Origin of the sequence: Geodermatophilus telluris (assembly GCF_900102745.1) — a bacterium.
Classification (GTDB): domain Bacteria; phylum Actinomycetota; class Actinomycetes; order Mycobacteriales; family Geodermatophilaceae; genus Geodermatophilus; species Geodermatophilus telluris.
Map to the genome: position 1 here is coordinate 20363 of NZ_FMZF01000008.1, position 13138 is coordinate 33500.

At 78.0% G+C, this 13138-nt stretch carries 13 protein-coding genes; 8 read left to right on the top strand and 5 right to left on the bottom strand.

All coding sequences use genetic code 11. The annotated features are described in order from the left end of the window. Nucleotides 1-12 precede the first annotated feature (12 nt). Entirely contained in the window at nucleotides 13-1032 is a 1020-nt protein-coding gene (locus BLQ97_RS21245; RefSeq protein WP_091368743.1) for a TIGR03617 family F420-dependent LLM class oxidoreductase, read from the bottom strand. A 144-nt stretch (nucleotides 1033-1176) separates the two neighbouring features. Here BLQ97_RS21245 and BLQ97_RS21250 point away from each other — a divergent pair, with 144 nt between their 5' ends. Continuing rightward, on the top strand, nucleotides 1177-2061 hold the full coding sequence (locus BLQ97_RS21250) for an alpha/beta fold hydrolase (RefSeq protein WP_245692592.1): 885 nt from the start codon (nucleotides 1177-1179) through the stop codon (nucleotides 2059-2061). Nucleotides 2062-2138: 77 nt separating this feature from the next. After that, entirely contained in the window at nucleotides 2139-2819 is a 681-nt protein-coding gene (locus BLQ97_RS21255) for an MPN domain-containing protein (protein ID WP_091368748.1), read from the top strand. On the opposite strand, the gene BLQ97_RS21260 is transcribed toward BLQ97_RS21255, so the two are convergent. From BLQ97_RS21260 to BLQ97_RS21275, 4 genes are all read right to left on the bottom strand, one after another. Continuing rightward, nucleotides 2816-3100: a hypothetical protein gene (locus BLQ97_RS21260; protein WP_091368751.1), complete on the bottom strand. Its 285-nt coding sequence runs from the start codon at nucleotides 3098-3100 to the stop codon at nucleotides 2816-2818. The two genes, BLQ97_RS21255 and BLQ97_RS21260, sit on opposite strands and share 4 nt — an antisense overlap. Continuing rightward, nucleotides 3100-3633: a hypothetical protein gene (locus tag BLQ97_RS21265; RefSeq protein ID WP_091368756.1), complete on the bottom strand. Its 534-nt coding sequence runs from the start codon at nucleotides 3631-3633 to the stop codon at nucleotides 3100-3102. Before BLQ97_RS21265 ends, BLQ97_RS21260 begins: the two co-directional genes overlap by 1 nt. A gap of 129 nt (nucleotides 3634-3762) precedes the next feature. Beyond that, nucleotides 3763-5763: a cytochrome b5 domain-containing protein gene (locus BLQ97_RS21270; RefSeq protein ID WP_091368760.1), complete on the bottom strand. Its 2001-nt coding sequence runs from the start codon at nucleotides 5761-5763 to the stop codon at nucleotides 3763-3765. Between the two features lie 134 nt (nucleotides 5764-5897). Then, the gene (locus BLQ97_RS21275; RefSeq protein WP_091368763.1) at nucleotides 5898-7082 is read right to left on the bottom strand and encodes a S8 family peptidase; all 1185 of its coding nucleotides are present in this window, start codon (nucleotides 7080-7082) and stop codon (nucleotides 5898-5900) included. 289 nt (nucleotides 7083-7371) lie between these two features. Between BLQ97_RS21275 and BLQ97_RS21280 the strand changes: the two genes are divergently transcribed. Genes BLQ97_RS21280 through BLQ97_RS21305 form a run of 6 tightly spaced genes read left to right on the top strand, consistent with a single transcriptional unit; the run spans nucleotide 7372 to nucleotide 13129 of the window. Then, nucleotides 7372-8952, top strand: coding sequence for a toll/interleukin-1 receptor domain-containing protein (locus BLQ97_RS21280; RefSeq protein ID WP_091368766.1), 1581 nt, complete (start codon nucleotides 7372-7374; stop codon nucleotides 8950-8952). Nucleotides 8953-8958: 6 nt separating this feature from the next. Beyond that, nucleotides 8959-9453, top strand: a complete 495-nt coding sequence (locus BLQ97_RS21285) for a hypothetical protein (protein ID WP_091368769.1) — start codon at nucleotides 8959-8961, stop codon at nucleotides 9451-9453. Then, the gene (locus BLQ97_RS21290; protein WP_091368771.1) at nucleotides 9450-10118 is read left to right on the top strand and encodes a hypothetical protein; all 669 of its coding nucleotides are present in this window, start codon (nucleotides 9450-9452) and stop codon (nucleotides 10116-10118) included. The genes BLQ97_RS21285 and BLQ97_RS21290 overlap by 4 nt, the downstream gene beginning before the upstream one ends. After that, nucleotides 10115-10987, top strand: coding sequence for a hypothetical protein (locus BLQ97_RS21295; protein WP_217637310.1), 873 nt, complete (start codon nucleotides 10115-10117; stop codon nucleotides 10985-10987). The genes BLQ97_RS21290 and BLQ97_RS21295 overlap by 4 nt, the downstream gene beginning before the upstream one ends. Then, nucleotides 10980-11789, top strand: a complete 810-nt coding sequence (locus tag BLQ97_RS21300) for a hypothetical protein (protein ID WP_091368774.1) — start codon at nucleotides 10980-10982, stop codon at nucleotides 11787-11789. Before BLQ97_RS21295 ends, BLQ97_RS21300 begins: the two co-directional genes overlap by 8 nt. Then, nucleotides 11786-13129 carry a protein kinase family protein gene (locus BLQ97_RS21305; protein ID WP_091368776.1) on the top strand — a complete coding sequence of 448 codons (1344 nt, stop codon included), beginning with the start codon at nucleotides 11786-11788 and terminating at the stop codon, nucleotides 13127-13129. Before BLQ97_RS21300 ends, BLQ97_RS21305 begins: the two co-directional genes overlap by 4 nt. The last annotated feature ends 9 nt before the right edge of the window (nucleotides 13130-13138 follow it).

Genomic DNA, 13138 nt, shown 5'->3' on the forward strand with positions numbered 1-13138 from the left:
CGCAGCGGCCGGTCAGCCGGCGGCCTCCCGCACCGCCGCGACGACGCGGGCCGTCGTCCCGGGGTCGGCGCCGCGGGGCGTGGCGAGGGAGATCCGGTCGACGAGGTCGCCGTAGCGGCGGACGACCTCGCGGCCGGCCTCCTCCGGCCTGCCGACGACGGCGAGGGCGTCGAGCACCTCGTCGTCGAGCAGCCGGCCCATCTCCTCCCAGCGCCCCCGCAGCGACAGCGCGTGCAGCCGCTCCCCGAGCTCGCCCCAGCCGTGCAGCTCCAGCACCGGGCGGTAGGCCGGCGTCGAGCCGTAGAAGGCCAGCTGCGCGCGGACGGCGGCCGTGGCCGCCGCCAGCTCCTCCTCCGTGCGGCCTGCCGCCACCATCGGCGAGCCCGCGACCACGAAGCCCTCGAGGGTCCGGCCGGTCCGCGCCCGGCCGCGCTCCAGGGCCGGCAGGCTGACCTCGCGCAGGTAGCGCTCGGTGGTGAAGCCGTGCGGGAGGAAGCCGTCGGCCACCTCGCCGGCCACCTCGGTCATCGTCTCCCCGACCCCGGCCAGCAGCACCGGCGGCGGGCCGAACCCGTGCGGCGGCGGCGTGAACACCGGGGTCATCAGCGTGTGCGTGTAGAACTCGCCGCGGAACGCCAGCGGGGCGCCGGTGTGCCAGGTGTCCCAGATCGCCCGCAGCGCGAGCACGTACTCCCGCATCCGGGCCGCCGGGTGCGACCACGGCATGGAGAACCGCCGGGTGACGTGCGCCTTGACCTGGGTGCCCAGGCCGAGCACCAGCCGGCCGCCGGAGAGGGCCTGCAGGTCGTCGGCGGCCGCGGCGGTGGTCATCGGGGTGCGGGCGAAGGCCACCGCGATCGCGGTGCCCAGCCGCACCCGCTCCGTCGCCAGGGCCGCGACGGCGAGCCCGACGAACGGGTCGTGCGCGACCTCGCTCACCCAGAAGCCGTCGTAGCCGCCGTCCTCCGCGGCCCGCGCGTCGGCCCGGACGTCGACGGGCCCGTCGAGCGCCGCGCCCCGGTCGACCTGCACCCGGTCCCCTCCGTCCCCCTCCGTCCCGTTCCCGCCACCCTGGCACGGCACCGCTCCGGGGGCACGACACCGGGGGCACCGCGGACCCGGCGGAGGGGGATCCGGATGATGGCGGACCGTTGGTCCACTCCCGAGGAGCCGCCCGTGTCCGCCCCCGATCCCGACCCCGCCGGCCCGCCCGCCTGGTTCGTGCAGGCGCTGGCGGCCGCGCCCGCCCACCGGGAGGTCGCGGTGGACGGGACGCCGGTGCACTACCGGGTGTGGGGCGAGCCCGGGCGGCCGGGGCTGGTGCTGGTCCACGGCGGCGCGGCGCACTCGGGCTGGTGGGACCACGTGGCCCCGCAGCTGCACTCGCACCGGGTCGTCGCCCTCGACCTCAGCGGGCACGGCGACAGCGGCCGGCGGGCCTCCTACGACATGGCGACCTGGGCCCGCGAGGTGGTGGCGGTGGCGGCGGCCGAGGACCTCGACCGCCCGGTCGTCCTCGGCCACAGCATGGGCGGCTGGGTGTCGCTGGTGGCCGGCGTCGAGCACCCCGGGGCGGTGTCGGCGGTCGCCGTCATCGACGCGCCGCTGGTCTCGCGGCCCCCGGAGGAGGACCGGCTGCGCGAGCGGCGGCGGCCGCACCGCCGGTACCCGACCGCCGAGGAGGCGCTGGCCCGCTTCCGCACCCTGCCGCCGCAGGACGTGCTGCTGCCCCACGTCCGCGAGCACGTCGCGCGCGGCTCGCTGCGCCGGGAGGAGGACGGCTGGACGTGGAAGTTCGACCCGCAGCTGTGGGGCCCGCCACCGCTGCTGGCCGAGCTGCTGCCGCAGCTGACCCGCCCCGCGGCGCTGTTCCGCTGCGAGAAGGGCCTGGTCGACCGGGCGATGGCCGCCGAGATGGCCGCGCTGACCGCCGGCGGCTTGCCGGTCGTCGACCTGCCCGACGCCGGGCACCACCCGATGCTCGACCGGCCGCTGGCGCTGGTCACCGGCATCCGGACGCTGCTGGCGTTCTGGCCGCACGGCGGGCCGGCCCGGGGCTGACCCGGGGGTATCAGCGGGCGCCCGGGCGCCTCTGCTGTGCGTCCGGATCCCCCGTCGCGCCCCGCTGGAGCCTCCCCGTGCCCACCTCGCCCGCCGCCGTCGTCCGTGAGTCCGCCGGCCGTCCGGAGCTGCACCTGTCCCGGCCGCTGGTCGACCGGCTCGTCACGACGGCCGCCACCGTGCACGCCGCCGGGCTGAAGTCCTTCGGCCTGCTCGTCGCCGACCCGGACGCGCCGCGCTTCCCCTTCACCGCCACCGACGTGGTGTTCTTCGACCCCGCGCGCAACCGCCGCAACGCCGAGTGGGCCCGGCCGGCCTTCGAGGCGCAGGGGTCCTACTTCCGTGCCCACGAGGACGCGGGCTTCGTCGCCGACCCCGCCGAGCAGCTCGCGGTGCACCGCCGGCTGGAGTCCTGCGGGCTCGAGCCCGTCGCGCTGTTCCACGTCCACCGGCGGCAGCCGGCGAACTTCTCGCTCATCGACTTCCGGCTGCACAACCCGGCCTACCCGTGGCACCTGATCATCTCGCTGCGCGACGCGGGCGCCCCGGTGGTGCAGCCGTTCGCCGTCTGCAAGGACCTCGACGCCGACGTCGACATCAGCCCCCGGGACTGGCTCGAGGGCAGCGAGCTGTCCTACCGCGGTCCCGAGGTCACCCCGATGCGCCTCGTCGTCGACACCGTCGTCGACACCGTCGCCGACACGCCCCACGACACCCGCCACGCCGCCCCGGTGCCGGCCGGGCTCGCCCGCGGCTAGGGCGACAGCTGCGCCGGGGTGCCCCGGCCCCCGTCCCCGCCGGCCGGCTCCGGGGTGCCCGGGGCCGGCCGGCCCGCGCTCACCCCGGCGACGACCGCCCACAGGCAGGTGAGGACGTGCAGGACGGCCAGGGCCCAGCGGTCCTCGGCCACCGAGAGCCCGGCGTTGGCGAGGAACACCGCCCCGGCGCTCCACCAGAACAGCGGCCGGTCGACGGCCCGGCCGACCCGGGACACCGGGCTGCGGTGTCCCGGGTGCGGCAGCGGGAGCGGGCCGCCCATCACAGCTCCCGGCAGACGCCGACGTACGTCCAGTCGTAGCGACCGCCGCACGTGGCGCCGTAGTCCTCGTACGCCGACCCCACGGGCGAGAGGTAGTAGAGGGCGTCGCAGCTGATCCCGTAGCCGTCGGCGCACTCGGTGGCGAGCGTGTCGAGCAGGGTGGCGCAGGCACCGAGGTCCCCGGCCGCGCAGGCGTCGAGCAGCGTGGTGGCCTCGTCGTCGAGGGAGGTCTCGCTGAAGTCGGCCGGCAGGTCACCGACGTCGGCCTCGCCGCCCGTGTCCTCGGGGACCGGTGCGGGCGCGTCCGTGCTGCTGGGGGTGCCCTGCCCGCCGGTGGCGTCGTCGCCCTGGCTGACGTAGATGCCGACGGCGCCGGTCACCGCCGTGACCAGGCCGGCCACCGCGGTCAGGATCCCGGGGAGGCTGGTGAAGAAGCCCCCGCCCGGGCGCGGTGCGCCCGGGGCCGACGGGTCCTGGACCGGCGGCGGGGGCTGCTGCTGCCACCCCTGCGACGGCGGTGCGCCGTACGTCATGATGTCCCCCTCGTGTCCGCGGGATCGGGAGGACCCGGGCGGTGCCCGGGGAGGCCGCGCGATCCCCGGCGCGGCCTCGTCGGGACGGAGCGGGCAGCCGCGCGCCTGATACAGCCGCGACCGGGGTCCTCAGGCGGCCCGCGGCACGGACACGGCGACCGTCGCGGCACCCGCGCAGACCGGGACCGCGGAGGCGGCGAGGCGCCACAGCTCGCCCCGGCCGAGGACGGCGTCACCCCACGTGTCGAAGGCCCGGGCACCGGCGACGAGCAGCTCCTTGGTGGCCGCGATCCGCCGGTCGACCCCGTCCAGCCGCTGCCGCGGCGCGCCCGGCCCCGGCGGCGGACCTGGGACGGCCCGGATCCTCCGCGGCACCGCCTGCTGCTCCCGCAGCACGTGCTCGGCCAGCGGCGCGAGGACCTCGACGGCGAAGCGGGGCAGGTACCCGTCGCCGAAGCGGGCCGCGGTGTCGGCGGCCCGGTCGGCCTGCAGGGCGGTGGGCCGGTCGCCGCCGGCCCGGCACAGCTCGGTGCCCCGCCCGAACGAGCGGTCCAGCCGGAAGGCGTTCTGCAGCTGCACGAGACCGGCCAGCGCCGCTCCCCACTCCTCGTGCAGGAGGCGGGCCCGGGTCAGCGCCGGCCGGGTCAGCGCCCCGGTGTCGGTGGCCGCGAGCAGCCGGCGCACCGCCGGGCGGTCGGGGTGCGCGCGGCCGAAGGCCGCCGTGGCGTCGAGGCCGGCGTGCGCCCGCAGCGCCGCCGTCCCGCCGGGGTGGCGCCGCAGGAACCCGGTGACGTCGTGCACCCGGCCGTCGACGGCGACCCACCAGCCGTGCGCGTCGTCGTTGTGCTCCGCGACGTCGGCCACCGAGAGCCGCCGCCCGCGCGCCCGGTGCCCGCCGCCGGCGGCGGGCCGGCGGGCGTCCGGCGGGACCGGCCGCTCCGTGCGCGAGGCGGTGAGGGCCGCGTCGACGGTGTGCCAGGTGTGCTCGCCGGGGGTCCCGGCGAACCCGCCGATCGTGACGCCCCGGCCGACCAGGAAGGCGACGGCGAGGTAGCCCGACACCTTCCGCCGGTGCCGGCCGAGGAACCCCTCGGGTCCCGCGTAGGCCTCCCGCGCCGCGTCGAGGGCGGCCACCAGGCCCGGCCGGGCGCGGGCGGCGACGTAGGCGGGCACCGGCACCTCGTCGACGGCGTCGAGGAACCGGCGCCAGTGCGGCGGGGCGCTGCGGCGGTGCAGCAGGATCTCGCGGCCGAGCTGGCTGGCGTGCCCGCGGCGGCCCAGGAGCGCGTCGAGCAGGCCGAACACGGGGCTCGCGGTGCCGCTCGGGCCGAGGACGCCGGCCCGGAACGGCACGGCCAGCGGCGCGACCGTCTTGGCCCACACGACCGGGTCGACGGCGGTGCGGGCGCCCGGGCGCGGGTCGATCAGCGGCAGCGACCGGCGGGTGGCCGCCTCCAGGGCGGCGGTGACCGTGGCGAGCGCGGCGGCGAGGGCCTCGGCGTCGTCGTCGAGCACGGCCTGCTGCGCGGCGACGGCGGCGGTGACCACGGGTGCGCAGCGCGCCAGGATCTCGACCTGGGTCAGGTAGAAGACCCGCTCCTCCTCGTTGCCGGCCACCGGCACCAGCAGCCGCAGGTCGTCCGACAGCAGCGGGAGCGCGTCCCGCCCGCCTGCCGACCGCCAGTTGTGCACGATGAGGTCGGGGTAGGTGAGCACCGGTTCCGGGGACCGCCCGAGCCGGCGGCGCACCTGCGCCCACGGGACGGCGACGCCCGCGGGCAGGTCCGCGGGGCCGGTCGCGCGGCCGTGCACGCAGGCGTGGCCCAGCAGCCCGAGCACCGTCGCCGCGCGCTGCAGGGCCGCGTCGGGCAGCGCGTCCGGACCGGCCGGCAGCACCGGCAGCCCGTCGAGCGCCTCGCGCACGGCGACGTCGCGGAACAGCGCCGGCAGCGCGGCCGCCGCCTCGTCCCAGGCGGCGTGGCTGGCGGGCAGCCGCGGCAGCGGGGGGCGGGTCGGCAGGAACCCGCGGTGCGCCGACAGCGGCCCGAGGTGCTCGTGGCCCGGCCGGTCGGTGGTCGCCTGCGCGGCGGCGAGCGCCCGGGCCGCGGGCGCGGTGTGGGTCGGGCGCACGGCGGCTCCTCGGGTCTCTGCACCGGTGCTCCACCGGTGCAGAGACCCGGGACGTGGCCGCTGATACGCGGCCGGGGGCGCGCGGCCGGCGCCGGGCGCGCCCCCGGGGCGGTCGGGGGGCGGTCAGGAGGCGGTCAGGGCGCCTGGACGAGGCCCAGGCCGCGGTCGGCGGGGTCGACGCCGTCGGCCAGGCCGGCGGTCGTCGCGGTGGCCAGGACCTTGGCGGTGGCCGCCCGGGCCGACAGCGGGACGTTCGAGGCGGCCAGCTCCTCCCACCACAGCGCCGTCACCCCGGCCACGTGCGGCGTCGCCATGCTCGTCCCGCTCAGGGTGGCCAGCCCGCCGCCGACCTTGGCCGACAGCACCTTGACGCCCGGCCCGCTGACCTGGGGGAAGGTGTTCGAGAACGGCGCCACCTGCAGCCCGCCGGGGCTCTCGCCGAGGGCGCCCACCGACACCACGCCGTCGGCGGCCGCCGGGATGGACACGGCGATCTCGTAGTCGGGGTCGACGGTGCGCCGGCTCTCGTTGCCCGCGGCCGCGACCAGCACGCAGCCGCCGCCGAACGGCTCGCGGCCCCGGGCCACCGCCATGAGCGCGTCGAACATGCGCAGGTTGGCGCGGTAGGCCTCCAGCGCGACGGAGGTGGCGAGGTCCGCCGGCCAGCCCTGGCCGGTGAGGTCCTCGACCAGGCCGGGGAAGTCGAAGCCCAGCGACATGGACAGCACCTGGGCGTGGTTGTCCAGCGCCCACTGGATGCCGCGGAAGATCATGTCCGAGTCGCCGCTGCCGTCGTCGCCGAGCACCTTGCCGATCAGGGCCTGCTCGACGCCGGGGGCGACGCCGATGCGGGTGCCGCCGACGTCCCGGCCGAAGACCGTGCCCGCGCAGTGCGTGCCGTGCCCCTGCTTGTCGCCGTTGCCGGACCCGGAGAAGTCCACCTGCGTGAGCGTCACGCCGGTGAACGCCGGGTGCGAGGCGTCGATGCCCGTGTCGAGGACGGCCACGACCACCCCCGCGCCGCTGCGCGCCGAGCGGTCCGCGCCGACGGCGGTCACGCCCCAGGCGGTCCCGCCCGCCTCGCCGTCGTGGTCCTCGGCCTGGTCGACCGGGTGGACGAGCGTGGTGGGCATGACCGGTGCGATGGCCCGCACCGACGGGTCGCGGCTGATCGACCGGACGTCGGCCTTGTCCAGCCGCTCGGTGTCGACCCGCAGCCCCACCGCGCCGAGGTCCGGGGCGTCCAGCGACGCCGCTCCCCCGAAGGGCTCGCCCGTGCTCGCGTCGGTCAGGTCCCGCAGGACGGTGTAGGTGCGCATGCTGCTCCCCCTCGAGGAGTTCGGCCGCCGGGTGGCTGGTCCGCCGCCGGCGGGTGCAGGGCCGGGCGGCGGTGTGCGCCCAGGGTCGGCGGCGCGCATCACCGCGCCGTCACCTGCGCGTCACGGCGTCCCGGTGCCGCCGGACGGCGGTGACGACGCGGTGACGCCGTCGTGACGCCGTGGTGATGGACGGCGAGTGCCATGGCGACCGACCGACCGACCGGCCGCGCCGCCGGGAGGGGTGAGCAGACACCCGCCGGCCCGACCCGGGGAGGGAGACCGCGCCCCGATGACGATCTTCCTGAGCTACGCGCGGGACGACGAGGACCTCGTGAAGACGATGGCCCGGGTGTTCGAGGCCGCCCGGCGGGAGGTGTGGTTCGACCACGACCTCCGGGGCGGTGACGTCTGGTGGCCGACGATCCTGGACCACATCCGCTCGTGCAGCGTCTTCGTGTTCGCGCTGTCGGACCGATCGCTGGAGTCGCGGGCGTGCCTGTCGGAGCTGGACTACGCGGAGCGGCTGGAGCGCCCGGTCCTCCCGGTGCGCGTCGGCCCGGTCGTCAAGCAGCAGGGCAACCCGCTCGCCCAGCGGCACTTCGTGCCGTTCCGCGCGGACGACGCCGTGGCCGCCATCGAGGTGCTCGCCGCCGCCGAGAGCTCCGCCGCGCGCTGCCCGCCGCTGCCCGAGCCGCTCCCCCCGGAGCCGCCCATCCCCGGCGCCTACGTCCGGCAGATCAGCCAGCAGGTGGAGAGCACCGAGCTGACCCCCAAGGCCCAGCTGGACGTGATCGCGGAGCTGCGCCGGACGATCGCGGAGGAGACCGACCGGGCGGTGCGCCAGGAGGTCGTGGCGATCCTGCACACGATCATGGGCAAGCCCTGGCGGACCAACGCGGCGGGCCTGGAGATCCGGGCCACGCTCGAGGCCCTCCGCCTGCTGGAGGAGGAGATCGCGCGGGACACGGGCACCGACCAGGCGGCGCCCGGTGCCGGTCCGCCGGGAGCGTCCGCCGAGGCGCCCCCGCCCGACCACGGGGCTGCGGAGGCTGCGGGGACACGGCCGGACCCCGGGCCTCCGCCCGGTCCGGGTCCCGGGGCGGGGCCGCCCCCCGCGTCCGGGTGGACCGGGCCGGCCGCCGGGGAGCCCGACGCCGAGGGGCTCTTCCTGGCCCGCGTGGCCGAGCTCCACGCCCACCGGCGGGGACCCGGGACCGGCGACACCGCCGCGCCCGACCCGGCCGGGACCGCGGAGGACGTCTTCACCCGCCGGACCGAGGAGGTGTTCGACCAGCTGCGCTCGGGGACCGCCGCCCGGGCGGCGCGGGGACCGGCACCGGACGGCGACGCGGACGGCCCGCCCCCCACCTTCCCCGGGGTGTCGCACACCCCGCAGCCGCCCCCGCCGGCGGCGGACCCCTGGCCGCCCCCGGGCGCGCCCGGAGGACGGACCGGGCCCGGGGAGCACGACGCACCCGCCGAGCCCGGAGGTCCCGCGTGGTCCCCCACCGGCACCGCGGCGGGACCGGCGCGCGCGTCGACGACCGCGGCCCCCGGCCCCGCCGCCCCGCGACCCCCGACCCGCCGGGCCCTGGGGGTCACCGGGCTGCTGCTGTCCGTCGGCTTCGGCGTGCTCGCCGCCCTGCTCGGCGCGACCTACCTCGTCGTGCCGTTCGCCGTCTCCGCCGTGACCGCGGGACTCGCCCTCCGCTCCTCGGCGCGGGTCGTCCGCCGCTCCGCCGCCGGCGACCTCGACGGCGCCCGCAGCGCCTCGCACACCGCGGTCGTCCTCGCCGCGGTCGCCCTGACCCTCGTCGCGGCCGTGGTGGGGGTCCTCGTGCTCGCCGCCGTCGACTACGCGAGCGGGTGACGCGCGGTGCCCGCCCGGAAGCGGCTCGCCGCCGCGTCGATCGCCGCCTTCGGGCTGGCCTTCGCCGTGGTGCTCGCGCTCGGCCAGGCCCTCCCGTCGGGGTCCACGGCCGACCCGGCCCCGTCCACGGGCGCCGCCCCGACGCCCACGACGACGCCCACCGAGCCGCCCACCAGCGAGCCGGCACCCGGGACGACGTCCTCCGAGACGCCCAGCGAGACGAGGCCCTCCGAGACGACGTCCCCGAGCGGGGGGGAGTCGTCGCGCTCGTACGACCTGTCGTCGCTGCTCGTGCCGGGTCCTGCCGGGGAGGACGACGAGGACCTCCGCGACCTGCACCCGGTGGTGTGGCGGGACGGGGATGAGCAGGTGTACCTGTGCATCCAGGTGCCCGAGGGCTTCGAGATCGGCAGCGACGGCTGGGAGGACGCGGTCGGGCCGATCCACTGCCGGACCGCCACCCGCGGGCAGTCCCTCGAGCTCGAGCTGGTGCGGTCGTGAGCGCCTCGGGCGGCCGGACGGTCGCGGACCTGCTCCTGCTGCTGCGGGTCGCGGCCGCGAGCCTGGCCGGCGGGCTGTCCGCCGTCGTCGTGCTGTGGGTGGCCGAGGACGGCCTCCCGCAGCCAGGGGTCCTCCTCGCCCTCGTCCTGCTGGTGACGGTCCTCAGCGTGCTGGCCTCCGCGGCGCTGGTGTCCGACCGCCGGTCCCCCGGGCCCCCCGCCGGCAGCCCGGTCCCGCCCGTGCCGCACCCGGCCGCGCCCCGCCCGGCGCCGCCCGCGCTCCCCCCGGCACCCGCGCTCCCGTCCGGCCGCCGGTACGACCCGGCGGGGGGCGGACCCGGACGGGCCGCTCCCGCCCCGGCCCTGCCGGTGTTCACGCCGCCGAAACCGGTGCCGGTGCGGGCCGCCTCGCCGCCGACCTGGGAGACCCACCCCGTCCCCGGCGCCGCGCGCGACGCCGGCGCGGTCCGCCGGCTCGTCCAGTGCCCCCGCTGCGGCGACTTCGGCGTCGAGGCGCGCCGGCGGGCCGCGGTGTTCGCCTTCACCTGTCGCCGGTGCGCGCACACCTGGCAGTGGGGCCGCGGGTCGCCGTGGCCGGCGACCGTCGTCCGTCCGCCGGGGGCCGAGCGCGGCCCCGGTCCGGTCCCGCCCAGGAGGTCCCCGTGAACCCCTCGTACAGCCAGGCACCGGTGTTCTCCCGCCAGACACCCGGCTGCATCGTCCTGCTGGTCGACCGCTCGGACTCCATGGGCATGCCGTGGGCGGGGTCGGAGGGCCTCACCCTGGCCCAGGGCGCGGCCCGGGCGATCAACAAGCTCCTCTTCCAGCTGTGCGTCAAGTCCACGAAGGAGGCGGGCAAGCCCCTGCGCCCGTACTTCTACGTCGGCGTCTACGGCTACGGGCTCTGCCCGCGGACGGGCCTGGAGGGCGTGGAGTCCGCGCTGCCGGGCGCGCTCGCCCAGCGGGCCATCGTGCCGCTGCCCGAGCTGGCCGACAGCCCGATCGACGTCCGGTCGGACCCCTCCGCGGACGCGCTGCCGCGCCGCTCCCGCATGCCGGTCTGGTACGAGCCGGCGCACGGCTTCCGCACCCCGATGTGCGCCGCGATGGCCCTCGCCGGCGCGCACGTCGCCGAGTGGGCGCGGGCGTTCCCGCGGTCCCTGCCGCCGATCGTCGCCAACATCACCGACGGGCTGGTCACCGACAGCCCCTACCAGGGCGTCGACCTCGCGGGCTGGGCGGCGCGGCTGCGGTCGGTCCGGACCGACCTGGGCCACACGGTGCTGCTCAACGCCTTCCTCTCGGCCGACCCCGCGCCGATCACGGCCTTCCCGGCGCACGTGCGGGACCTGCCGGAGCCGGCACCGGAGCTGTTCGCGATCAGCAGCGAGCTGCCCGAGCAGATGGTCCGCAACGCCCGCGCGGAGCACATCGACCTCGAGCCGGGCGCCCGCGGCTTCGTGTTCAACGCCGACCTCGCGATGCTGGTCAGGTTCCTCGAGATCGGCACCCGGTACGAGGTGCGCGATGGCTGACCGCGTGACGACGGCGGTCGAGCTCGTCGCCTTCGCCGTCGCCAAGGCGGGCTCGGCGGACGCGGAGTGGGAGGACGGCACCGGCTACGACCCCGGCGACCCGCGCACCGGCCGGCCCGCCCGGCTGGTGGTGGCCGACGGCGCCACCGAGGCCTACGACGCGGCCCACTGGGTCGGGCAGCTCGTCGACGCCTTCCTCGCGCCCGACGGCCGCGCGCCCGCGCTGGACCCGGCCGGGCTCGACGCGTGGTTCGGCCGGCAGCAGCAGGTGTGGGCCGGTGCGCCCCGCGCGTTCGCCACGGTCTTCGAGGAGCACAAGTTCCTCGAGTCCGGCTCGTTCGCCACCTTCCTCGGGTGCGAGGTGCACGGCCTCGGCGGTCCCGAGCCGCGCTGGGTGGCCGCCGCGCTCGGTGACACGGTGCTCTTCCACGTGCGCGACGGCCGGGTCCTCGCCCAGGTCCCCGACCTCGCCGCCGAGGACTTCGGCGTGACGCCGGACGGGGTGTCCACCCAGCCCGGGCAGCGCGCCCGGATGCGCGGCGCGCTGCGCACGCGGGACGGCGCCCTGCGGGTCGGTGACTGCCTGCTGCTCGCCACCGACGCCCTCGCCGAGTGGGTGGTGCGGGCCGTGCGGGACGGGGACGCGCGGTGGCGGGAGCTCACCTCGGTCGACCACCCGCAGGTCTTCCGGGACCTGGTCGACCGGCTGCGCGCGGCCGGCGACGTGCGCAACGACGACGTGACGCTGCTGCGGGCGCACGTCACCCCCACCGAGGCCGGAGTGCTGGTGATCTGCCGATGAGCACCCACCCCACGATCGAGGACTACGTCGCCGCGGTGCAGGACCCGGAGAACGCCTTCCGGACGCCCTCGCTGCGCCGGGCGGTGTTCGCCCTGCACCCGGTGTGGGGCATCCCCTCACCGGCCTCCGGCAACGCGGCCGTGGTCTTCAAGGCGACGGTCGACGGCCGGGACCAGGCGCTGCGCTTCTTCATCCGGGAGGACGCCTCGGACGGCCGCCGCTACGGGGCGCTGGCCCGCCACTTCGCCGAGCACGGGCTGCTCGACTGCGTGGCCGGCGTGCACTGGGTCGACGACGCGGTGGAGATCGGGGGGCGGACCTGGCCCATGGTGCAGATGGAGTGGATCGAGGGCCGCACGCTGGAGGTGCACGTCGGCGAGCTCGCCCGCAGCGGCGACGTCGGGGCGCTGCACGCCCTGGCCGGCCGGTGGCGCGAGCAGCTCCGCCGCCTGCAGCAGGCCGACTTCGCGCACGGCGACCTGCAGCACGGCAACGTCCTCGTCCAGTCCTCGTCGGCGCTGCGCCTGGTGGACTTCGACGGGTCCTGGATCACGCCGTTCGCCGGCTGGCCCGCCCCGGCCGAGACCGGTCAGCCGAACTACCAGCGCACCGGCCGCACCTGGGGCCGCTGGATGGACACCTTCCCCGGCCTGGTCGTCTACACGAGCCTCCTCGCGCTGTCGCGCCGTCCCGACGCGTGGCGCGACCTGCACACCGGCGAGAACCTCCTGCTGTCCTCCGACGACTTCGCGCGCGTCGACGCGACGCGGGCCTGGGCCCTGCTGCGCGACATCGAGGACCCGGAGGTGGCCCACGTCGTGGGGCGGCTGCGGGCGTGCTGCGCCCCGGGCTGGGACGCCGACGGTCCGCTGGAGGCGCTGCTCGACCGGGAGCGGGTCCACGGGCGGCACGCGCAGCCCCCGCCCCCGCCCCCGCCGGTCTGGCACCTGCCGCAGCAGGGGGCGCCGGCGGAGTGGTGGACCTCGCCCGCCCCCGCCCCTCCGGGCGGCGGGCACGGGGCGGCGGGGTGGTCCGGGGCGGCGCACGAGGAGGACCGGCCGCTGTTCGGCGGCGTCTCGGCGCCGCCGGGACCACCCCGGGGACAGCCGCGGCCCCCGTTCGTCCCGCCGCCGGTCCCGCCGCCCCCACCGCCCGGCCGCGTCCCCCCGGGAGCGCGCAGCGGGACCCCGGTCGCGGCGGGGGTCGCCGCGCTCACCGCCCTCGTGCTCTTCGTCCTGGTCGCGCCCACCGACCCCGGCTCGGCCGTCGGCGTGGCACTGGTCGCCGGGTTCGTCGCGTTCCTGGTGACCCTGGCGGTCTCCCGGCACCGGGGACGGTGACGGGAGCGC